This window comes from Xanthomonas hortorum pv. cynarae (assembly GCF_002939985.1).
In the GTDB taxonomy this organism is placed as follows: Bacteria; Pseudomonadota; Gammaproteobacteria; order Xanthomonadales; family Xanthomonadaceae; genus Xanthomonas; species Xanthomonas hortorum_D.
The window spans coordinates 1-21690 of the sequence record NZ_MDFM01000052.1; the positions used below are offsets into that span (position 1 = coordinate 1).

Consider the following 21690-nt stretch of genomic DNA (forward strand, 5'->3'; position numbering starts at 1 on the left):
ACCGAACGTCAGTTGCATGGATCACTCCTCAACAATAGGCGGGTAGTGTCGCGTATCTGTGGTGCGTTGTTCAGAGGTTCCCTAGGGCGGATGACTACACGACGGTGTTACCGCTAGGCAGGAGCGCGTCACCGGCAAGGCAACCAGCATGGACCCGCATGAACTCCGAACTCTTGCGCATGCTTGCACTCGTCTGACGCCTAAGGCCTAACGCCTGACGTTTGAGTTGGTTGTGGAGCTATCGATCTGTGGGTTTGCTGGAGGGCCCTTGCCCGCCCACCATCGCGGGACACGCCGCAAGTACGTACGTGTAGGCTTTACGCGGCATCCATGCCGCGTAAGGTCCCGCGACGGTGGGCGGGCAAGGGCCAGTCGAGATGGTCGGTGTACATGGTGCAAGCGATGTAAACGTGCGTTGTTCGAATGATTACGTGTCCGATCAGCTTCGCAACGCAACGCGATCAACAGGAAGGCTTTCAACAAAGCAACCTACGACTTTCTGGTGCGGTGTCCTCGCCGCTTGCGGGACCGTGTGGCGGCATGGATGCCGCCACTGAGCCTCCACGGACGGATTCACGGCGTGTCCCGCGAGCGGCGAGGGCACCGCGCGCTCGACTAGCTAGGCTTTTGACCTAAGCATTTGGCTGACTCTAAGCGACGCCATGACTTGAATCTCGGTTGTCTGGAAGGTGGGACAGTGCAGATAGATCAGTTGCAGAGCGGTGATCTATGGGTTTGCTGCAGGGCCCTTGCCCGCCCACCCTCGCGGGACACGCCGCAAGTACGTCCGTGTAAGCTCTTACGCGGCATCCATGCCGCGTAAGGTCCCGCGACGGTGGGCGGGCAAGGACCAGTCGAGATGGTCGGTGTGCAGAGTTTTCAATAAAACAGCCTGCAAACTTCCTGGTGCGGTGTCCTCGCCGCTTGCGGGACCGTGTGGCGGCATGGATGCCGCCACCGAGCCTACATGGACGTACTTGCGGCGTGTCCCGCGAGCGGCAAGGGCGCCGCGCGCTCGACTAACTATGCTTTTGACCTAGACATTCGATCGGTGTGCACGCGTGCTAGATGAGGCTTCCGAGCACCAGCCGTGCAGTAGTTTTGTTCGGCCCTATCAGGCGTGCCAAGCGGCAGAGCACGTGGTACACGACGCACGCTGTTGGTGCATTGCTGCACGAAAGATGGGAATGGTGGGCTGCACTGGCGTGTCGACAGGTCGTCGTTAAGTCGGACGCGCTGCATTCAAACCACTATTTTTCAATGACTTGTATCGTCGTGATGCTCGGGTGAGCAAGTTGGCACGTTGATTGCGTAGTGATTACGTGCAGGTGCAACGGCGTGCCTGCAACAACACGAACACGATGCAGCGGATCAACGGCGATCCGCACGCATCCAGGACAACGGCGTCCTTCCGGTTTTACCGGAGGGGCGCCGTTTTTTTTTGGCCATCGCATTCGAAGAGGTCTCTATGCAGCGCTCGTTCTGGCGATCCGGGCACACGCCCACCTTGTTCGCATCCTTTCTGTATTTCGACCTGAGCTTCATGGTGTGGTATCTGCTCGGTCCGCTGCAGGTGCCGATCGCGCAAGCGCTGGGACTGGATACGCAGCAGCGCGCCTTGATGGTGGCGGTGCCGATTCTGTGCGGGGCGGTGTTGCGGCTGGTGCTGGGCATGCTGGCCGACCGCATCGGTGCCAAGCGCGCTGGCGTTGTCGCTCAACTTGCGGTGATTGCCTCGTTGTTCGGTGCATGGCAGCTGGGCGTGCACAGCATGGGGCAGGTGTTGTTGCTGGGCGTGCTGCTCGGCATTGCCGGCGCCTCGTTCGCGGTCGCCTTGCCGTTGGCCTCGCGCTGGTATCCGCCAGAGCATCAGGGCACCGCGATGGGGATTGCCGGTGCAGGGAATTCCGGCACGGTGCTGGCTGCATTGTTCGCACCGATGCTGGCGTTGGCGTTCGGTTATCAGAACGTGTTTGGACTGGCGTGCATTCCGTTGCTGTTGACGCTGATCGTGTTCGTCTTGATCGCGAAAGAAGCACCCGCGCCGGTCGCGCGCAAGCGTTGGGCCGACTATGGCCGCGTGCTGGTGGGCAATCGCGATGCGTGGCGCTTCATGTTTTTTTACTCGGTGACCTTCGGCGGCTTTTCCGGGTTTGCCAGTGCATTGCCCGGCTATTTTCACGACCAGTTCGGCTTCGATGCGCGCACTGCAGGGTGGGCGACGGCCGCCTGCGTGTTGGCGGGTTCGGTGATGCGTCCATTGGGCGGTGTGATTGCCGACCGCGTTGGCGGCACGCGTGCCTTGCTCACGGTGTATCTGTTGGTTGCCGTGTTGGTGGGCATCGCAGGTTTCGGTGCCGGCGGCGCGATGGTGACGCTGGCGTTGTTCGTGTTGACCCTGCTGTGCCTGGGCGCCGGCAATGGCGCGGTGTTTCAGCTGGTGCCGCAGCGGTTTGCGCAGGACATCGGGGTAATGACCGGCTTGATCGGGATGGCTGGTGGCATCGGTGGATTTGCGCTTGCTGCAGGCTTGGGCGTGCTCAAGCAGCACACCGGCAGCTATGCGGTCGGTATGTGGTTGTTCGCGGCATTCGCGCTTGGTGGCTGGGCGCTGCTGGCCGGGGTCAAGACGCAATGGCGTAACGAATGGTCCACCGCCGGCGCGGCGCGCGTCTGAACATGTCGACAGGAATCCAGGCAATGAAGCAACCCAGACTCGTCGTCGTCGGCAATGGCATGGCCGGCATCCGCACCGTGGAAGAACTGCTCAAGCTGATGCCGGGCATGTACCAGATCACCGTGTTCGGCGCCGAGCCGCATCCCAACTACAACCGCATCCTGCTCTCGCCGGTGTTGGCTGGCGAGCAGGAGTTCGACGACATCGTGCTCAATCCGTTGCAGTGGTATCAGGACAACGGCATCCACCTGCATTTGAACAAGGAAGTCACGCGCATCGATCGGGTACGTCGCCGCGTGATTGCCGCCGATGGCACCGAGGCCGAGTACGACCGTTTGTTGATCGCCACCGGCTCGGTGCCGTTTGTGTTGCCGATTCCCGGTAGCGACTTGAAGGGCGTGATTGGATACCGCGATATCCAGGACACGCGCACGATGATCGATACCGCGCGCACCAAGCAGCACGCGGTGGTGATCGGCGGCGGTTTGCTCGGTTTGGAAGCGGCCAATGGCTTGAAAGTGCGCGGGATGGACGTGACCGTGGTGCACCTGGCCGGTTGGTTGCTGGAGCGTCAGCTCGACCCGGTGGCCGGTGGTTTGCTGCAGCAGGCGCTGCGTGCGCGCGGGTTGGAGTTCAAGCTGAGTACTGCGACCAGTGCGCTGCTGGGCAATGCGCAGGGCGACGTGATCGGCGTGAAGTTCGCCGATGGCAGCGAGATCCCGGCCGATCTGGTGGTGATGGCAGCGGGTATCCGCCCAAACACGCGGCTGGCCGAAGAGGCCGGCATCCACTGTTCGCGTGGCATCGTGGTCAACGACAGTCTGCAGAGCTTCGACCCACGCGTGTATGCGGTGGGCGAGTGCGCAAACCATCGCGGCATTGCGTACGGCCTGGTGGCGCCGTTGTTCGAGCAGGCCAAGGTGTGCGCGAATCATCTGGCGCAGTTCGGCATTGGCATCTATCGCGGTTCGGTGGCCTCGACCAAGCTCAAGGTCACCGGCATCGATCTGTTCTCGGCTGGCGATTTCATGGGCGGCGATGGCTGCGAGGAGATCGTGTTGTCCGATCCGGCCGGCGGCGTCTACAAGAAGCTGGTGATCCGCGACGACGTGCTGGTGGGCGCATGCCTGTATGGCGACACCAGCGATGGCGGCTGGTATTTCAAGTTGCTCAAGGACGGCACGCCGATCCAGGCGCAGCGCGATCAATTGATCTTCGGCGAAAGCGCGTTGGGCGATGCCGGTACCGGCGGGCAGGATCGTGCCAGTGCGATGGCCGACAGCGACGAAGTCTGCGGCTGCAATGGCGTGTGCAAGGGCACGATTGTCAAGGCTATCAGCGAGCAAGGCCTGTTCACTGTCGACGACGTCAAGAAGAACACCAAGGCGGCGAGTTCATGCGGGTCGTGTACCGGGCTGGTCGAGCAGATCCTGATGAACTGTCTGGGCTCCAACTTCCAGGAAACCCCGAAAACCAAGGCGGTTTGCGCCTGCACCGATCTGAGTCATGGCGAAGTGCGGCGCGCCATTCGCGAACACAAATTGCTGACACACGCGCAGGCCTACGCCTTCATGGAATGGCGCACGCCCAACGGCTGTGCGACCTGCCGGCCGGCGATCAACTACTACATGTTGTCGACCTGGCCGCATGAGGCGATCGACGACCCGCAATCGCGTTTCATCAACGAGCGGGCGCACGCCAACATTCAAAAAGACGGCACCTTCTCGGTGATTCCACAGATGAAGGGCGGGGTGACCAATGCCAGCGAGTTGCGCCGCATTGCCGATGTTGCCGACAAATATGCGGTGCCGATGGTCAAGGTGACCGGCGGCCAGCGCATCGATCTGCTCGGGGTCAAGAAAGAGGATCTGGTGGATGTGTGGCGTGATCTGGGCATGCAGTCCGGGCATGCGTACGGCAAGTCGATCCGCACGGTGAAGACCTGCGTGGGTAGCGAGTTCTGCCGGTTCGGCACCCAGAACAGCACGCAGATGGGCATCGATCTGGAAACCATGCTGGCCAATATGTGGAGCCCGCACAAGGTGAAGCTGGCGGTGTCCGGTTGCCCGCGCAACTGCGCCGAATCCGGCATCAAGGACGTGGGCATCATCGCGGTGGATTCGGGGTGGGAGCTGCATATCGGCGGCAATGGCGGCATCAAGACCGAAGTGGCGCGCTTTCTGGTCAAGGTGACCACCGCCGAGGAAGTGCGCGAGTACACCGGCGCGTTTTTGCAGCTGTATCGCGAGCAGGCCTATTACCTGGATCGCACCGTGCACTACATCGCACGCGTGGGACTGGATTACATCCGTGCACAAGTGGTCGATGACGCAGCCAATCGCCGCACCTTGTACGAGCGCTTGCTGTACTCGCTGGAAGGCCTGGTTGACCCGTGGAAGGCGCGTATCGCCGGCGAACGGCGACAGGAATACCAACCGCTGCGCATCGCCGCGCCGGCCGCAACGGTGGAGGAATGAGCATGCAGGAGACCACCTGGATCCGCGTGTGCGCGCTGCAGGAGCTGCCTGCATTGGGTGCGCGCGTGCTCGATATCGATGGCATTCCGCCGATTGCCTTGTTCCGCACTGCCAGCGATCAGGTGTTCGCGCTGCGCGACCGTTGCCCGCACAAGGGCGGGCCGCTGTCGCAGGGCATCGTGGCCGGCGAAACCGTGACTTGCCCATTGCATGGCTGGGCGATTGCATTGCAAAGCGGGCAGGCCTGCGCACCGGATGTGGGCTGCGCGCCGCGTTACCCGGTCAAGGTGGAAGCCGACGCGGTATGGATCGTGTTGCAGCCGGTGTCGCAACCCGACGCAATCGCCGAGCCAGCCGCATGAGCGAAGGTCTGCAGCCCGCATCAAGCGGCGAGGCGGTGCAGCCGCACATGTCCTCGCCGATGCATCGCATCACGCGCTCGACGTGTTGCTACTGCGGCGTTGGATGCGGCGTGCTGATTCACAGCGAGCATGACAACACCGGCGAACGCATCGTCGGGATCGAAGGCGACCCGCTGCATCCGGCCAATCATGGGCGGTTATGCAGCAAGGGCCTGGCGTTGCCGCAGACGGTTGCCAGTACGCAGGGGCGCGTGCTCGAACCGGAGCTGCGTCGTCATCGGCAGGCGCCACGTGCGGCGGTGAGCTGGGATCAGGCGTTGAGCCACGTCACCAACAAGCTGGCCGCAATCATCGAGGAGCATGGCCCGGATGCGGTGGCGTTCTATCTTTCCGGGCAGTTGTTGACCGAGGACTACTACGTCTTCAACAAGCTCGCCAAGGGCTTGCTCGGCACCAACAATATCGACACCAACTCGCGCCTGTGCATGTCCAGCGCGGTCACCGGTTACAAGCTCGCCCTGGGCACCGATGGCCCGCCGACCTGTTACGAGGATCTGGAGCTGGCCCAGACGGTGCTGTTTGCCGGCAGCAACATGGCGTATGCGCATCCGGTGCTGTTTCGCCGGCTGGAAGCTGCACGCGCACGCAATCCCGAGATTCGCTGGATCGTGATCGATCCGCGTCGCACCGACACCGCGGCCATGGCCGACCTGCACCTGGCGATCGAGCCCGGGACCGACGTCGCACTGTTCAACGGCATGCTGCATCACCTGATCTGGGAGGGTCTGGTGGATGCGCGTTTCGTGGCGGCGCATACCGAGGGTTTCGATGCCCTCAAGCACATGCTGCGCGAATACACCCCGCGTATGAGCGCCGAGATCTGCGGTATCTCGCATGAGGACCTGGTGCAGGCGGCGGAGTGGTTCGGGCGCAGCCCGGCGGCGTTGTCGCTGTATTGCATGGGCTTGAATCAATCCGCGCATGGCACCGACAAGAATCTGGCCCTGATCAATCTGCATCTGGCGACGGGGCAGATCGGCAAGCCGGGTGCCGGGCCGTTTTCGTTGACCGGCCAGCCCAATGCGATGGGTGGGCGCGAGGTCGGCGGCATGGCGACGATGCTGGCGGCGCATCGCGAGATCGGCAATGCCGACGACCGTGCGGAACTGGAACGCCTGTGGAATGTGCCGGCCGGGCGTCTGAGCGCCACTGCAGGCACGCCGGCGGTGCAGTTGTTCGAGCGCCTGCGTGCCGGCACGTTGAAAGCGGTCTGGATTGTCTGCACCAACCCCGTGCATTCGATGCCGGAGGTGGAGGGCATCCGCGCCGCACTGGAGCAGGCCGAGCTGGTGATCGTGCAGGATGCGTTTTCCGGCACCGACACCGTGCCCTATGCCGATGTGCTGTTGCCGGCGGCTAGCTGGGGCGAGAAGGACGGCACGGTGACCAACTCGGAGCGCCGCATCACCCGCGTGCGCAAGGCGGTGGACGCGCCGGGCCAGGCGCGTGCGGATTGGTGGATCGCGCGCGAAGTGGCACGCCGGCTCGAAGCGCGTCTTGCACCTGCCAGCGGCGCAGGCTTGTTTGCGTTCGATACCACCGCGCAGATCTTCGACGAGCAGCGTGCGCTGACCGTGGGCCGCGATCTGGATATCGGCGGGCTGGATTACGCGATGCTGGATTGCGGGCCGCAGCAATGGCCGTTTCCTGCCGGTGCCGCACACGGGCAGGCACGGCGCTATACCGATGGCGTGTTCGCCACCAGCAACGGACGCGCGCGTTTCCATGCCACGCCGTATCGCAAGGTGGCCGAGCCGACCTCGGCACGCTTTCCGATGCGGTTGCTGACCGGCCGCCTGCGCGATCAGTGGCATGGCATGTCGCGCAGCGGACGCGTGCCTGCGGCGTTTTCGCATAGCCCCGAACCGGCGTTGCGCATGCATCCGGACGATGCAACGCGACGCGGTCTGGTCGCCGGCGAACTGGTGCAGATTGCGAGCAAGCGCGGCGCGCTGGTGCTGCCGCTGGAACTCTCCGACGAACTGCGCTCGGGCACCGTGTTCGCCGCAATGCATTGGAGTGGGCAGAGCCTGTCCAGTGGCGGCATCAATGAAGTGAGCAGCCCGGCGGTGGATGCGCGCTCGCAGCAGCCCGAGCTCAAGCACGCCGCAGTGCGAGTGGAGAAGGCCGTGTTCGGCTGGCATCTGCTCGCGGCCCGGCGCGGTGATGCGTTGTTCTTGCAACAGACGTTGCAGCCGCTATTGCGCGACTGCGGCTATGCATCGCTGCGGCTGCATGCCGAGCCGCTGGCGGAGGCGGGCGGGAACTGGGCGGTGTTGCATGCTGCCTGCGAACGCGCACCGGATGCGCAATGGATCGATCGCCTGGTCGCCGCCTTGCAGCTGCCGTCCGGCGCGGACGTCCTGGAATACCGCGACCTGCGCCGCGGCCTGATGCGCCGCGTCGGCTGGCGCATGCAGGACGGTCACAGCCATATCGATGGCTTGCTGCTCACTGCTGCGCAGCCCAGCGAGGCCAATCACGCCTTGCTTGCTACCGCATTGGCAGGCCAGGCGTGGCGTGGTCCGCGGCTGGCGGTGTTCGCGCAGACGCAACGCACGCCGAGCGACCCGATCGTGTGCACCTGCATGCAGGTGTCGACGTCTGCGATTCATGCCGCCATCGACGACGGCGCCGATCTGGATCAGCTCAAACAACGCCTGGGCTGCGGCAGCGTCTGCGGCTCCTGTGTTCCGCAACTCACCCGGCTGTGCCGGCAACCACGGCTCGCCTGAGCGAGCGTCCCTACCTCCACACACTGCGAGATCTTTCTCATGTCCGTCAGTCATTCCTGCACGCGTGATGTGGTGTTGTTGTCCGCCGGTCCCGGCGATCTGGAACTGCTCACGATCAAGGCGGTCAAGGCGCTTGCTGCCGCGCAAGTGGTATTGCTGGACGATCTGGCCAACCCGGACATCGTCGAACTCGCACCGCAGGCGCGGGTGATCCGGGTCGGCAAGCGCGGTGGTTGCAGATCGACGCCACAGGACTTCATCTGCCGGTTGATGCGGCGCTACGCCTTGCAAGGCTTGCGCGTGGTGCGCGTCAAAGGGGGCGATGCACTCCTGTTCGGGCGCGCAGGGGAGGAAATCAGCTTCCTGCGCCGCGCCGGGGTGGGTGTGCAGATCATCAACGGCGTCAGTGCCGCATTCGCCGCCGCCTCCGCGCTGGAAGTGTCGTTGACCCACCGCAGCCATTGCCACGGCATCACTTTCGTCACCGCGCATACGCACGATCACGGCGAGCCGAATTGGGGCGCTCTTGCTTCCAGCGGCACGACGCTGGGGATCTATATGGGCCTGCGGCGCGCCGATGCATTGGCCAGTGCCTTGCTGGCGCATCTGCCCGCAAGCACGCCGGCTGCCATCGTGCAGGCCGCCACACGTCCCGAGCAGCAACGCCGGCTCACCACATTGGGCGAGCTTGGAAGCACCGCTGCGGCACTGCTACCGGGTTTGCCGACCTTGCTGCTGGTGGGCACTGCGTTATCCGAGGCGGCAGCGCGGTGCGACGATCGTTTCGGCGTGATGTTGGAGCAGGCGGTGGGTTGAGCGCGATTTCAAAACAGTGGCCTGCAACGTGGTGCGCGCGGCTTCATCGCGAAAAAGATGCTCACTGCACAACGCGACGTGCCAACAGGCGACGCGCATGCCGCAAGGCGATGCGCTCATAACACAGGTGATAGACCACGCCGAGCAGCAGTGCGGCGCTCACGCTGAGCAGCAGGTTCACCGGCCAGGTGGCCAGCGGCCCGAGTCGGCGTGTGGTGCGCGCCACCAGCGACACCAGCGGCATATGCACCAGGTAGATGGCGTACGAGGCATTGCCCAGCAACAGCAGGATCGGGCCGATGCGTAGCCAGCCGCGCCATTCGGCCCGCACCAGGCCGACCAATGTGCCGGCGATCGCCAGGCCGAGCAGCGGCGAATGCACGCGTTGCATGCCATCAATGACGAAGCACATCAACGCGACGACCGCGACAGCACTGCTGACCCAGACAGTCCATGGTGCAGTGCTCTGCACCGCGCGTGCGGCCAGCATGCCGAAGACGAATTCCAGGGTGATGGGATGCAGCAGCAGTGCACGCCAGGACAGATCGACCGGCTGTGCAAACGGTGCGCCAACTGCCGCGTAAAGCAACGTTACGCTTGCCCAGAGTACCGCGCAGCGCAACGGATGCCCGCTGCGAAAGAACAACCACGCCAGCGCGTAGAACATCAGCTCGTAACTCAGCGTCCACGCCACGCCCAGGGCGGAGGCTCCATCGACCGGCAGCAGGGTCAGCGTGGCAAACCACGACCAACCCATGTCGCCATCATCCAGGCTGGGCCGCAGCGTGTAGGCCAGCGCCAACGCAACACCCACCGGCCAGTACGGCAGATAGATGCGGCTGATGCGGCTGCTGGCGTAGTCGCGGCTCCAGCCTGGCCTGCCCGCGCTGGCGTGGTTGACGTAGTAGATGATGAAGCCCGACAGCACGAAGAAAAAATCCACGCCCAGATAGCCATGCGCCAGTGCCGCAGCCAGCCATGCGGGTAACGGCTGCACCAGGTGCGTGGTGGGCAGGACGCTGTGGCTGACTACCACCATCATCGCGGCCAGCGCACGCCCGGCCTGCAGGACGCGGATGGTGGGACGGGCAGGCAGCGCTGCCATCGGCTGCGACATCGGCACGCGGACGCAGGCCGGTGTCCCTGCGCTCAGGCGGCCATTTCCGCAGCGTCGGCAAAGACGCTGGCCTGTTCCGCACGTAGGCGGTCGATCAGGCGGTTGGCCGGCAGCTGCACGTCGTCGTAAGTCAGCACCTGGTCCTTGGCCACCGCATGCCGCAGCACGCAGCCTTCGGCCACGCCCATCGGCAGCAGCCGTGCGTTTGCGGTGCTATCGGCGCGCTCGCATTGGCCGTAGCTCATGTAGCCGCCGAGCCCGTCGATGGTTTCGCCGGTGGCCAGGTCGCGTTTGGCGGTGGCGATCACTTCCACCAGCGGCGCACCGAGCGGCTGCAGCACCGCATCGCCGAGCAGCAGCACGCGCGCCACCGACAACGGCACCTCGAAATGGCACAGGTGATACGGCGTGTAGAAGCTGTACAGCGGGCCTTCGCCGAGCTTGTAGAGATTGAGGTAATGCTGCTGTTTGGCATCGTCGTGACTGGCCAGCACGAACACGCCGGGCGAGGGCAGGGCGCCCACCACGTAATCCACCGCGCCGCCCACTGCACGTAACGCCTCGATGTCGTAGCGCTTGGTCAATGCGTCCACATGCCCGCGATGCTCATAGCCGGTCATGCCGCGCTGCAGGATCGACATGCCGGTACCGTTGGCCACGATCGCCTGTTCAAAGCTGATCTTGGTGCCATCGGCAAAACTGGTGACCATATGCGGGTCCTGGCCCCACTTCGCGGCGAAACCGGCTTGTGTCGCCGGTGTGCGATACGGGTCCTGCAAGCCTTTGATGTTGCCGCACAGCAGCGGCGTCAAACCGATCGAGCGCACGAACCGATACAGGTTCATCTGCACGCCGGGCTGGTCGCCATCGCAGGCGCTGAAGATCACCCCGGCCGCATCGGCCTTGCGCTTGAGCAGCGGGCCGACGGTACCGTCGAGCTCGGCGTTCATCGTGACCATGTGGCGACCATGGGCGATGGCGCCCAGGCTGATGTGCGCGCCGTACTCGATGGCGCCGGTGGCATCGATCAGGCAATCCAGTGCGTCGCATTCGTAGACCAATGCAGGGTCATCGGTCACGGCAGGAATGCCGGCAGCGATCTGGCGCTTCAATTCGGTGGCGCCATCCACCACACGTGCATGCTGGCCGGCCTGGCGATACGCCTCCAGCGCCTTGTCCACGCTGCGGTTGCAGATCACCGACACCCGCATGCCCGGCACCGAGTGCGCGATCTGGTTGACGATGCCGCGTGCCATGAAGCCCGCACCGTACAGGCCAACCCGCAATGGGCGACCTGCATCGGCGCGTGCCTGCAAGAGACGATCGATATTCATGCGCGCTCCTTCTGGGTAAGCCCGACAAGCTGCGCAATGCCGTGCTGGTGTTCGTTGAAGTCTGGCCAGGCGGCATCCTTGTCGGACACCAGCTGCGGCTCGAGCGGCCACTGCAGGCCCAGACGTGGATCGTTCCAGCGCAAGCCGCGCTCGGCCTGCGGCGTGTACATCGCATTGGCGAAGTAGAAGGCTTCGGTCTGCGGCTGCAAGGTGATGAAGCCATGCGCAAAGCCGCGCGGCACGTATAGCGCCAGGCGATTTTCCGCAGTCAATTCGGTGCCGTACCACTGCAGGTAGGTGCGCGAATCCGGGCGCAGATCCACGATCGCATCCCATAGCGCACCGCGAATGCAGCGCACGATCTTGACCTCGGCGGCAGGCGGCAATTGGTAGTGCATGCCGCGCAAGGTGCCGGCCTGCGCATTGAACGAGTTGTTGACCTGCACGAACTGATCGACCAGGCCGGCCTGCGCCATTTCCTGGGTGCAAAATACTCTTGCAAACCAACCGCGCGCATCGCCACGTTGTTCCGGCTCGATCACAAACGCGCCTGCCAGCGGGGTAGGGTGAAAGATCATGCAGCCACCCTCAGATCCGCTGCGAGGGTGCCGGCATCGACCAACTGCTGCAGGATGCGCAGCCGGATGAAGTCCGAGCTCTGGCGGAAGTCGCCATCGGTGAAACCGGCGCGCTGCAGATCGTCGCGGAGTTCGGTGATGGTGGAGCGCAGGGTTTCCTGCGGTTGATGCTCGGGAGCCAGACGTTCGAACAGGGAAAAATCCACACGATACGAGCGGCTGTCGGCCGGCGCGTTGCTGGAGATCGACACCGTTGCGCTGGGAATCGCCACACCGACCGCATGCGCCAGATCGCGTACCTGCACATTCCAGCGTGCCGAGCCGGCATTGACGAACAGGAACTGCCCACCGGCCAGCGGTGTGCGGCTCAATGCCCAGTCGATGGCGCGCGCCATATCGCGCACATGGATCAACGGCCGCCACGGCGAGCCATCCGACAGGACCTCCACGGTGCCGTTGGCCACGGCGCTGGCGACGAAATCGTTGAGCACCAGGTCCAGCCGCAGGCGTGGCGAGGCGCCGCAGGCAGTGGCAAAACGCAGGCAGGTGATCACCATGTCGGCATCCAGCTGCGCAAGCGCACGTTCGGTATCGATCTTGGAATGCGCATACGCCGTCAGCGGGGCGATGGCGCTGGTTTCCGAGCGCGGCGTGCCATCGGCGGCTGCCCCATACACGCTGCAGCTGGATGCGAACACGAAGTGGCGCACGCCGGCCTGTGCGGCGGCATGCGCCACGGCAACGCTCGCCTTGCAGTTGATCGCATCGGTGACCAGCTCGAAGCGCTTGCCCATCGCATCGTTGGAGATCGCCGCCAGGTGCACCACTGCGTCGAAACCCTGCAGTTGCTGCGCGGTGAGGTCACGCACATCGCCGAACCATTGCTGGTCCAGCACCACTTCCGGCAGGCGGCGCGGGTCGGACAGGCAATGCGCGAACCAGCCGCGATCCAGCCCCACCAACCAGGCCTGCGGATAGCGTTGTCGCAAATGGGCGGCCACTACCGGCCCGATATAGCCCATGTTGCCGGTGATCAGAATGCGCATGCTGTTACTCCCACACGCGCCACGGCGCGCGATTGGACGACCAGAGGGTTTCGAGATGATTGCGGTCGCGCAATGTGTCCATCGGTTGCCAGAACCCGTCGTGGCGATAGACGCTCAACTCGTCGCGGTCGACCAGCGTTTCCAGCGGGCTGTTCTCCCACACGGTGGCGTCGTCTTCGATCACATCGATCACGCGTGGGTCCAGCACGAAAAACCCGCCGTTGATCAATCCATCGCCATCCAGCGGTTTTTCGCGGAAACCGGTGACGTGTTCGCCTTCCACCCGCAGCGCGCCGAAGCGGCCGGGCGGTTGCACGGCCGTGACCGTGGCAAGCCGGCCTTCGCGTTGATGCAGCGCGATGGCTGCGCCGATATCCACATCGGCCACGCCATCGCCGTAGGTCATGCAAAACGCCGATTCGCCGCGCAGATGCTCGCGCACACGGCGCAGCCGGCCGCCGGTCATGGTCTGCGCACCGGTGTCCACCAGCGTCACCCGCCAGGGTTCGGCACGGGTGTTATGCAAGGTGGTCGTATTGCTGCCGAGGTCGCAGGTCACATCCGATTCGCGCATGTGATAGTTCATGAAAAAATCCTTGATTACTTCGCCGCGGTACCCCAGACACACGACGAAATCCTGGATGCCGTGGTGCGCGTAGATTTTCATGATGTGCCACAGGATCGGTTTGCCGCCGATTTCCACCATGGGCTTGGGGCGGATGGCGGTTTCTTCGGAAATGCGCGTTCCCAGTCCGCCAGCCAGAATGACTGCTTTCATTGATACGTCCTTTGGGGCTGGAGCCTTGCGTGATGCCGGAGCACTGCGATGCAACGTTATGCGGTCATGCTCAGCACGGGTGCCGGGGAGCAGGCAGCGTGTTCGGCCATGGCCGCCAGGTTGTCGAGCATGGAAAAACGCTCGGCCATCAACGCCGGGCGAGGCAGCTGCAGCGTCTGCAGAATCTTCGCCCACCGGTGCGCCCAGTCGTGCCGGCGTAGCGATTGCACGGTGTTGTGCAGGCGTGCGCGATCCAGCCGCTCGCTCTGCTGTTCCAGATCGTGCAGAAACTGGCCGATGTCGCGGACGTCTGACGGCAGATCGATGACCGCATCGTCCCAATCGAAGAACTGCCGGAATTCCGGGCAGCCCTGCGCAGAACCCAGCACGATCGCGCCGCCTGCGGCACCTTCGAAATAGCGCGTGGCCAAGGCCTGTTTTTTCACGCCCTTGAAGAAGCCTGCCGTGTCGACAGTAAAGTCGTGGGCCATGAAGAACTTGGCGCGCTTGATCATGGCGCTCGATTGCAGGCGGTGCGCAGCCCAGTCCTGCACCGCACCGCCACGTAGCACGTCGTGCAGATAGAAAAATCCTGGGTTGGCCTGTGCATGCGCCAGCAATTGCGCATGCACCTGCGGCACGCGCCGGCCAATACTGACCACATCGATGCAGCGCTGTGGCGCACGCGGCAGTGGGGTTGCCAATAGGGTGTCGCACGCGCTGGCCAGAAACGACACCGGTGTGCTGGTGTAGCCACGCAGCGCATCCACGCAGCTGGCATTGAGCACGAAGACATGATCGAACTGATCGAGCAGTTTCAATTCGGTCTTTTGCGATTCCAGCAGCTCAGGCCAGGTTTCCAGCAGGTACACCACACGCGTGCGGCAGCGCTTGCGCCAGCCGTCCATGCGTCCGAGCGCGCTCAGCTCTCTGGGGAACTGGCACACGTAGAAAAACAGGTCGTAGTCCTGCTCGACTTTGCGCGGCTGTGCATTGGAGAGGGCAGGCCGCCCGCTCAACCGATGCAGTGCAGAGGCGCCGCGATGCTTCAGTTCGTTGAGCAGATACGACACACCCGGATTGACCCCGCGCCCGCTGGTGTACTCCGCTGCGGGCGGGCACAGCAGGTCTGCATGTTCCAGGCTGCCGATGACATTGAGCAAGGCATAGGCCTGCCCGTTGAAGGCCTCTGGCCAGGCCTGGTAATTGGAGGCCAGCAGGACCGAGCGCGTTGCGTCCATCGATACTCCTTCGGTGATCGCACCTGCCAACCGGCCGCCACTGCTTTTACTCGGGTGGGTAAAACAACGCACGCCTCAGACCAAGGCCAGGAAAACGTTCGTCGCCTCGCATCACTGTGCGGTTCAACATAACCCGACCTAAATAATAAGAGCAGATAGTGAGAAAAGAGTGATACCGGTCGCGAAAATCCTGTGCGCTATGGTGTAAGCCCGCTGAGTTGCCGATGGTTTGAGGCCGAACATGCACGACGTTGAATGTGTGGTGGTGGGCGCAGGCGTGGTGGGGCTGGCGATTGCGCGTCACCTCGCGCTGCAGGGGCGTGCGGTGTTGGTACTGGAATCGCAGGCCGCGATCGGCACTGGCAGCAGTGCGCGCAATAGTGAGGTGATCCACGCGGGTCTCTACTACCCGGCCGGGTCGTTGAAGGCGCAGTTGTGCGTCAGCGGCAACACCGTGTTGTATGCCTATTGCGAGCAACGTCACGTGCCGTATCGGCGTTGCGGCAAATTGATCATTGCGTGCGATCACGCGCAACGCGAACAACTCGACCGGCTGCATCACAACGCGGTGGCCGGTGGTGCGCACGGTGTTGCGCCGCTCAGTCAGGCGCAGGTGCGGGAGCGCGCGCCGCAGCTACGTTGCGTTGCCGCTCTGGAGTCCACCGCCACCGGCATCATCGACAGCCATGCATTGATGCTGGCATTGCTGGGCGATGCAGAAGCGCACGGCGCCACCGTGGCGCTGCGCACGACGGTGGAACACGTCGAGCCAAATGCAGCGGGATTCCGTCTTTCGATTGCAGGTGACGGCCATGCGCCGGTGTCGCTCACCTGCAACTGGCTGGTGAATGCAGCCGGCCATGGCGCGCCACCCCTGGCTGCCCGCACCGATGGTTTGCCCGCGCGTGCACAGGTGCGGGCCTACTTCGCCAAAGGCAGCTACTTCACGTTGGCCGGCCGCTCACCGTTTGGTCAATTGATCTATCCGCTGCCCGAACCTGGCGGCCTGGGCGTACATCTCACCCTGGACCTGCGCGGACGTGCACGCTTCGGCCCTGATGTGGAGTGGGTAAGTGCGCCCGATTACCACTGCGAGCCAACGCGGGCAGACAGCTTCGTTGCGGCGATACGGCGGTACTGGCCTGGCTTGCCGGAGGGCGCATTGCAGCCTGGCTATTGCGGCGTACGGCCGAAGATCAGCGGGCCCGGCGAGGCGGCCGCCGATTTCCGCATCGATGGGCCAGGCCTGCACGGCATCGCCGGGCTGGTGAATCTGTTCGGCATCGAATCGCCGGGGTTGACCTGCTGCCTGAGCATCGCCGCGCACGTTGCCGCGTTGCTGGAAGATCGCCCATTGCAGGCCAGCACTGGTAGCGCTACCCACGCATCGCCGCAAGCGGCAGCCACGTCCTGCTGACAGGAGTGCAAGATTTGCACAGCGAGCGCAGCCGTTTTTTCCGACACCCCATGTACGTGCACCGTGTGGCCTGCATTTGCGGGTTGGCACGATTGTTGCGTTGACCCCATTACCAATGGCGTACCAACGAAGCATCGAGAGGAGGCACAGTGGAAGACGGACAGAACGTTACTCGTAGCCGGCGCGGCTTTGCCGCATTGGATCCTGAAAAGCGCCGCGTGTTGGCCAGCAGCGGTGGAAAAGCCGCCCACGCCAGCGGCAATGCACATGAATTCACCAGCGACGAAGCACGTGAAGCGGGTCGCAAGGGCGGCCAGGCAGTCAGCCGCGACCGCGATCATATGTCGCGTATCGGCAGCAAGGGTGGCCGTTCCAAGCAGGCCAAGCCGCAGGAAGAAGCAGTCTAAATCCGCCGTTCGGCGCGCCGATGGCGTGCCGGTGCGGGTTGCAGCACGACAGGCTCTGCGTCAGCTGGATGCAGAGCCTGTTGCGTTTTTGGGAAGGCACTTCGCGATGTCATTCGAGGTGTGCAGGCACAAACGATTGCAGCACTCCATCGCTTGAGGTCGCCTGATGGCGATTGGATTGCAAAGGTGCAGCCTTCAATCTGTTGGTGCGCAACGCATCGGCAGGGGTGAGGAAAATTTTGCACACCTTGTGCGGCGCTGCCATCGATTGCAGGGAAATTCTTCACCCTCCCTGTCGCACCGCTGACAGTGTCTGCAGGATTTGCAGAGCTGGCCAGACCCTGATTCTCTCGTCTCGGCCCATTCGCTGGGTCGTGATGTCAATTGCATGTAGACGTCCCACTGCGCGCTCACCTGGTGCAGCCGTGTCTTTCATGCGGTGCGCGCCACGCTGGAGTCCTCGCACATAACAGGAGATGTCGCATGGCCGAACCCCAAGAAAATTTGATGGACTGGTTGCGCGATGCGCATGCCATGGAGCAGCAGGCCGAGCAGATGCTCAAGGCCCAGGCGGCGCGCATCGAGCATTATCCTCAGCTCAAGGCACGTCTCGAGCAGCACCTGGAAGAGACGCTGGGCCAGCAGCGCCTGGTCGATTCCTGTATCGAGCGCCTTGGCGGTTCGCCGTCGGTGATCAAGGACACCATGGGCAAGATGGCCGCGTTCGGCCAGGCCATGGGCGGCATGACCACCTCCGACGAAATCGTCAAGGGTGCGATGGCCGGCTATGTGTTCGAGAATCTGGAAATCGCCACCTATACCGCGTTGCTGGGTGCAGCCAGGACGGTGGGCGATGTGCAAACCCAGCGCGTGTGCGAGCAGATACTGGAGCAGGAGCATGCAATGGCCGACTGGTTGCTGGACTATCTGCCGCAGTTGACCGAAGAATTCCTGGTGCGGGATGCAACCCCGGGCGTCATTGCGAAGAAGTGAGCCGCAACGCGGGGCACCACGCTGTGGATTGGTAGACACAAAGGTCCTGCGATGCAGGGCCTTTCTTGTTCCGAGACAGGCTTGGATGCGGCAGCATGCGCGATCTGGCGCTGCCATGGACCGGCTTGTTCGCAACGCTTACCCTTGTCGGTCTTTCGACAAACGGTTGCAGTGATGACAGAGCACGCGGCTTATCCGATCGGCAGTGCAGGGCACCCCTGGGGTGAGGCAGAGCGCAGTGCATGGCGTGCACGCCAGCTGCGCCAGCGCAGTTATGCCGACGATGTCGTGCAGCCCATCGAGCGCATGGATGCGCGCTTTGAACGCGTGCACTACGCAACGATCAGCGCGGCAACCGAACACTATCGGCTGATCGCACTGCGCACTGCCGACTGGGACCCTGCGCTGCCGTGTGCACTGGTCACCGGCGGTGTGCATGGTTATGAAACCAGTGGCGTGCAGGGCGCACTGCAGTTCCTGCAGCAACACGCCGCCCATTACGCGGGCCGGATCAACCTGCTGGTGGCGCCCTGCATCAATCCGTGGGGGTATGAGCGCATCCAACGCTGGAATGCCGATGCAATCGATCCGAATCGTTCCTTTCGCCAGGCCAGTCCTGCAGCAGAATCGGCCGCGTTGATGCAGCTGGTCGCCGCACTGCCTGGGCAGATGCACGTGCATATCGATCTGCACGAAACTACCGACAGCGACGAAACCGAATTCCGCCCGGCGTTGGCCGCGCGCGACGGTGTTGCGTACGTGCCGGGCGCTATTCCGGATGGTTTCTATCTGGTCGGCGACAGCGAAGATCCGCAGCCGGAATTTCAGCAGGCCGTGATTGCGGCGGTGGCGCAGATCACCCACATCGCGCCTGCCGACGCGCAGGGCCAACTCATCGGCGCAGCTGTGGTGGGCCATGGTGTCATCAACTATCCGGTGCGGCGTCTGGGCTTGTGCGCCGGCGTGACGCAGGCACGCTATCGCACCACCACCGAGGTGTATCCGGACAGCCCGTGTGCAACGCCTGCGCAATGCAATGCGGCGCAGGTGGCGGCCATCTGTGCGTCACTGGATTACGCGCTGGCGCATGCGTGAAGACGCGCAGCCGGGAAAAGCAGGTCACAACGAATTCGGAGATCAGCATGCCGCATGACACGGCCTGGCACGGTGGTATCTGGCTCAACCGGCCGAAGACAGTGGAGATCGATGGCGACACCTTGGAGGTGGTGACCGACCAGGCCACCGACTTCTGGCGCCAGACCCATTACGGATTTACCCGCGATAGCGGGCATTTTCTGGGTGTCGCAGCTGCAGCGGGTTTCACCGCGCAGCTGCGCGTGCGCGCCCAATACGCATCGCTCCACGACCAGGCTGGCATCATGGTGCGCGTGGACGAGCAGCGCTGGGTCAAGGCGGGCATCGAACTCAGCGACGGCCGCGCGATGCTCAGCAGCGTGCTGACCAATCCGGTGTCGGACTGGGCCACCGGTCCCTACGAAGCCGATCCGAAGGATTTCTGGATCCGCGCCACCGTTGCCGAGGGCGTGTTGCGTCTGCAGGTTTCTGCCGATGGATGCAGCTGGCCGCTGATCAGGCTTTGCCCGTTCCCGGTGGCCGACGCCTATCGGGTCGGGCCGATGTGCTGCACGCCGGAGCGCGCGGGGTTGAAGGTGCGCTTCTCCGACTGGACGCTGGGTCCACCATTGGGCAAGGCGCTGCACGATCTGAGTTGAACGCTGCGCTCACGGCAGCCGCTGCGCGGCCAGCGCCTGCGCAACGTAAGCGGCCACCAGGTGCGCTTCCATCGGGCGGGAGAGCAGATAGCCCTGCGCTTCGTCGCATCCCCAGCTACGCAACAGCGCGATTTCGTCGGCATGTTCGATGCCTTCGGCCACGGTGCGATAGCCCAGCGCATTGGCCAGCCGCACCACCGCCTCGGCGCGCATCTGCATGCCGGCCTTGGTGGCAATGCCGGTGACCAGCGAGCGATCGAGCTTGAGCACGTTGACCGGCAACTCGGTGAGGTAACCGAAGTTGCTGTAGCCGGTGCCGAAATCGTCGATGGCCACGCTGACGCCGGCATCGCGCAGTGCGCGTAGCCGAGGGACTGCTTCCACATTGCTGCGCAACCAGCGGCCTTCAGTGATTTCCAATTCGATCCGCGAGGTGGGGATCGCCAGTTCCCTGCAGCGATTGATGACATCCGCAGCCAGATTGAGGTTGCCGAAATCGCGTGAGGACAGATTGATCGAGATCGAGAAATCCAGCCCCTGTGCCCGCCACTTGGCCAGCTGCACCAGCGCAGTTTCGATCACCCAGTTGGTGACGGTGCACATCAGGGCGGTCTTTTCGAACAGCGGAATGAATTCGTCCGGGCCGATCGGGCCAAGACTGGCGTGGTGCCAGCGCAGCAGTGCTTCGAAACCGGTCACCGACAGGTCGGCAAGGTCGATGCGCGGCTGAAACACCAGCCGGAAATCGCCGGCATCCAATGCACGTTCTGCGTCCAATGCCAGGCGGTAAGAGCGTTGAATCGCATCGTCGTGCAGGGCGCTGTACCAGCACACGATGGCGTGGTTGTTGATCGCATCGCCCAACGCCACCAACCCCTTGCGCATGACATCGTTGGTGTCGGGTTGCTGCGGTGCAAAGCGCACAACACCGGCGTGAAAGGTCAACGACATCGGCACGCCGGCCGCATCCATCGGCTGATGCAGCATGTCCCGCAGATCGAGCAACAGGTCTTCCATTTCGTCGGGCGCAGAGTTCAACAGAAAGAACGCAAACCGCATCGGTGCCACGTGATACACGGTGGCCTTGCCACGCAGTGCACGGGTCAGCACGTAGCTGGCGTGCCGTATCAGCTCTTCCAACGGTTGCATGCCCAGCGCCTGACGCGCTTCGTTGGCGGCCTGGGTGTCGTAGACCTCGATGAAGGAGGCGATGGTCGGCACGCAATGACTGCCGAAGGCGAGAGCATCCAGATCCGATTGCAGCTGGCGCGCATTGAGCAGGCCGCTATGCGGCTCGCGACGGCCGGCTCCGAACTGCAACTCAAGTTGCGCGGCGGCCACGTTGGCGAACATCAGCAGTTGCTGATGCTCCTGGCTGGCCAGATGGCGCTCACGCGTATCGATCACGCACAGCGTGCCGGAGACGCCGGTTTGCGGCGTGCCGACCGGCACACAGGCGATGAAGCGCGCAGGCAACCCCGGGAAGGCTGCATCGCCGAGCTGAATCGGTGCCAGCGCGGAGTGGCCGATCAGCTCCGAAACGCCGTTGGCGGCGGCATTGACCTGGCAACACGACGCGATGGCCTGTTCAACGTGGCCGATGCTGATGCCGCGCGCCGCCAGCACACGTAAGCGGCCGCCTTCGGTAATGGTCAGCGCAGCAGCAGGCGCTACCAACGCGTGGCAGACCAGGCGTGCGATCTGATCGAGCGGCTCCATCCCACCCAGATCGATCGGCACGCCGGACCAGTCGAAGTGCCGTTCCTGCGTTTTGTCGTCCAGAGCAAGCGTCATGTCGTCAGAGTCCGTGTTGAAGATCACACACTGCATTGCTACTAGGGCCTGTTAACACTAATGGCCCGAGCGATTAAACTATTGAGCATGGAGATCACGCCAGCACAATTTTCTCTGATCGAACA

17 protein-coding genes and 1 pseudogene are annotated in these 21690 nt (G+C 63.5%); 11 read left to right on the forward strand and 7 right to left on the reverse strand.

Going from position 1 to position 21690, the window contains the following annotated elements; genetic code table 11:
* Positions 1-341: 341 nt before the first annotated feature.
* The 6 genes and pseudogenes from XcyCFBP4188_RS23525 to cobA all read left to right on the forward strand — a co-directional run.
* Positions 342-619: pseudogene (locus XcyCFBP4188_RS23525) on the forward strand (hypothetical protein); the annotation flags it as partial.
* A gap of 888 nt (positions 620-1507) precedes the next feature.
* Complete coding sequence (locus XcyCFBP4188_RS21495; RefSeq protein WP_174705870.1) at positions 1508-2677, forward strand: nitrate/nitrite transporter; 1170 nt, start codon at positions 1508-1510, stop codon at positions 2675-2677.
* Positions 2678-2700: 23 nt separating this feature from the next.
* Positions 2701-5154 carry a nitrite reductase large subunit NirB gene (gene nirB / locus XcyCFBP4188_RS21500; protein ID WP_104592827.1) on the forward strand — a complete coding sequence of 818 codons (2454 nt, stop codon included), beginning with the start codon at positions 2701-2703 and terminating at the stop codon, positions 5152-5154.
* The gene (gene nirD / locus XcyCFBP4188_RS21505) at positions 5151-5516 is read left to right on the forward strand and encodes a nitrite reductase small subunit NirD (protein WP_074057492.1); all 366 of its coding nucleotides are present in this window, start codon (positions 5151-5153) and stop codon (positions 5514-5516) included. Before nirB ends, nirD begins: the two co-directional genes overlap by 4 nt.
* A gap of 59 nt (positions 5517-5575) precedes the next feature.
* Complete coding sequence (locus XcyCFBP4188_RS21510) at positions 5576-8311, forward strand: nitrate reductase (RefSeq protein WP_104592828.1); 2736 nt, start codon at positions 5576-5578, stop codon at positions 8309-8311.
* 69 nt (positions 8312-8380) lie between these two features.
* Positions 8381-9127 (forward strand): uroporphyrinogen-III C-methyltransferase, encoded by a 747-nt coding sequence (gene cobA / locus XcyCFBP4188_RS21515; protein WP_172839305.1) that lies wholly within the window; start codon positions 8381-8383, stop codon positions 9125-9127.
* A gap of 61 nt (positions 9128-9188) precedes the next feature.
* Here the strand turns inward: cobA and XcyCFBP4188_RS21520 are convergent, their stop codons facing one another.
* Genes XcyCFBP4188_RS21520 through XcyCFBP4188_RS21545 form a run of 6 tightly spaced genes read right to left on the reverse strand, consistent with a single transcriptional unit; the run spans position 9189 to position 15221 of the window.
* On the reverse strand, positions 9189-10232 hold the full coding sequence (locus XcyCFBP4188_RS21520) for an acyltransferase family protein (RefSeq protein ID WP_043909448.1): 1044 nt from the start codon (positions 10230-10232) through the stop codon (positions 9189-9191).
* 44 nt (positions 10233-10276) lie between these two features.
* Positions 10277-11578 (reverse strand): NAD(P)H-dependent oxidoreductase, encoded by a 1302-nt coding sequence (locus tag XcyCFBP4188_RS21525; protein WP_006451329.1) that lies wholly within the window; start codon positions 11576-11578, stop codon positions 10277-10279.
* Positions 11575-12156 carry a dTDP-4-dehydrorhamnose 3,5-epimerase gene (gene rfbC, locus XcyCFBP4188_RS21530; RefSeq protein ID WP_006451330.1) on the reverse strand — a complete coding sequence of 194 codons (582 nt, stop codon included), beginning with the start codon at positions 12154-12156 and terminating at the stop codon, positions 11575-11577. Before rfbC ends, XcyCFBP4188_RS21525 begins: the two co-directional genes overlap by 4 nt.
* Complete coding sequence (locus XcyCFBP4188_RS21535) at positions 12153-13202, reverse strand: NAD-dependent epimerase/dehydratase family protein (RefSeq protein WP_006451331.1); 1050 nt, start codon at positions 13200-13202, stop codon at positions 12153-12155. Before XcyCFBP4188_RS21535 ends, rfbC begins: the two co-directional genes overlap by 4 nt.
* Positions 13203-13206: 4 nt before the next feature.
* Entirely contained in the window at positions 13207-13980 is a 774-nt protein-coding gene (gene rfbF, locus XcyCFBP4188_RS21540) for a glucose-1-phosphate cytidylyltransferase (protein WP_006451332.1), read from the reverse strand.
* Between the two features lie 56 nt (positions 13981-14036).
* A complete protein-coding gene (locus XcyCFBP4188_RS21545) occupies positions 14037-15221 on the reverse strand; it encodes a glycosyltransferase family protein (protein ID WP_006451333.1) in 1185 nt (394 codons plus the stop codon).
* A 241-nt stretch (positions 15222-15462) separates the two neighbouring features.
* Between XcyCFBP4188_RS21545 and XcyCFBP4188_RS21550 the strand changes: the two genes are divergently transcribed.
* The 5 genes from XcyCFBP4188_RS21550 (at position 15463) to XcyCFBP4188_RS21570 (ending at position 19771) form a co-directional block, all read left to right on the forward strand.
* The gene (locus tag XcyCFBP4188_RS21550; protein WP_006451334.1) at positions 15463-16638 is read left to right on the forward strand and encodes an NAD(P)/FAD-dependent oxidoreductase; all 1176 of its coding nucleotides are present in this window, start codon (positions 15463-15465) and stop codon (positions 16636-16638) included.
* 149 nt (positions 16639-16787) lie between these two features.
* The gene (locus tag XcyCFBP4188_RS21555; RefSeq protein ID WP_023904015.1) at positions 16788-17045 is read left to right on the forward strand and encodes a KGG domain-containing protein; all 258 of its coding nucleotides are present in this window, start codon (positions 16788-16790) and stop codon (positions 17043-17045) included.
* A gap of 483 nt (positions 17046-17528) precedes the next feature.
* Positions 17529-18038, forward strand: a complete 510-nt coding sequence (locus tag XcyCFBP4188_RS21560; RefSeq protein ID WP_006451335.1) for a ferritin-like domain-containing protein — start codon at positions 17529-17531, stop codon at positions 18036-18038.
* Positions 18039-18212: 174 nt separating this feature from the next.
* Positions 18213-19133, forward strand: a complete 921-nt coding sequence (locus XcyCFBP4188_RS21565; protein ID WP_006451336.1) for a M14 family metallopeptidase — start codon at positions 18213-18215, stop codon at positions 19131-19133.
* A 47-nt stretch (positions 19134-19180) separates the two neighbouring features.
* Positions 19181-19771, forward strand: coding sequence for a DUF1349 domain-containing protein (locus XcyCFBP4188_RS21570; protein WP_080949646.1), 591 nt, complete (start codon positions 19181-19183; stop codon positions 19769-19771).
* A gap of 9 nt (positions 19772-19780) precedes the next feature.
* Here the strand turns inward: XcyCFBP4188_RS21570 and XcyCFBP4188_RS21575 are convergent, their stop codons facing one another.
* Complete coding sequence (locus tag XcyCFBP4188_RS21575) at positions 19781-21592, reverse strand: EAL domain-containing protein (protein ID WP_043909451.1); 1812 nt, start codon at positions 21590-21592, stop codon at positions 19781-19783.
* Positions 21593-21690: the final 98 nt, after the last annotated feature.

What these genes read in the sequence shown, in the direction of transcription:
- nirB (WP_104592827.1), top strand. Translation starts at nt 2,701, where the DNA reads ATGAAGCAACCCAGACTCGTCGTCGTCGGCAATGGCATGGCCGGCATC.
- nirD (WP_074057492.1), top strand. Translation starts at nt 5,151, where the DNA reads ATGAGCATGCAGGAGACCACCTGGATCCGCGTGTGCGCGCTGCAGGAG.
- XcyCFBP4188_RS21510 (WP_104592828.1), top strand. Translation starts at nt 5,576, where the DNA reads ATGCATCGCATCACGCGCTCGACGTGTTGCTACTGCGGCGTTGGATGC.
- XcyCFBP4188_RS21520 (WP_043909448.1), bottom strand. Translation starts at nt 10,232, where the DNA reads ATGGCAGCGCTGCCTGCCCGTCCCACCATCCGCGTCCTGCAGGCCGGG.
- XcyCFBP4188_RS21525 (WP_006451329.1), bottom strand. Translation starts at nt 11,578, where the DNA reads ATGAATATCGATCGTCTCTTGCAGGCACGCGCCGATGCAGGTCGCCCA.
- rfbC (WP_006451330.1), bottom strand. Translation starts at nt 12,156, where the DNA reads ATGATCTTTCACCCTACCCCGCTGGCAGGCGCGTTTGTGATCGAGCCG.
- XcyCFBP4188_RS21535 (WP_006451331.1), bottom strand. Translation starts at nt 13,202, where the DNA reads ATGCGCATTCTGATCACCGGCAACATGGGCTATATCGGGCCGGTAGTG.
- rfbF (WP_006451332.1), bottom strand. Translation starts at nt 13,980, where the DNA reads ATGAAAGCAGTCATTCTGGCTGGCGGACTGGGAACGCGCATTTCCGAA.
- XcyCFBP4188_RS21545 (WP_006451333.1), bottom strand. Translation starts at nt 15,221, where the DNA reads ATGGACGCAACGCGCTCGGTCCTGCTGGCCTCCAATTACCAGGCCTGG.
- XcyCFBP4188_RS21550 (WP_006451334.1), top strand. Translation starts at nt 15,463, where the DNA reads ATGCACGACGTTGAATGTGTGGTGGTGGGCGCAGGCGTGGTGGGGCTG.
- XcyCFBP4188_RS21560 (WP_006451335.1), top strand. Translation starts at nt 17,529, where the DNA reads ATGGCCGAACCCCAAGAAAATTTGATGGACTGGTTGCGCGATGCGCAT.
- XcyCFBP4188_RS21565 (WP_006451336.1), top strand. Translation starts at nt 18,213, where the DNA reads ATGACAGAGCACGCGGCTTATCCGATCGGCAGTGCAGGGCACCCCTGG.
- XcyCFBP4188_RS21570 (WP_080949646.1), top strand. Translation starts at nt 19,181, where the DNA reads ATGCCGCATGACACGGCCTGGCACGGTGGTATCTGGCTCAACCGGCCG.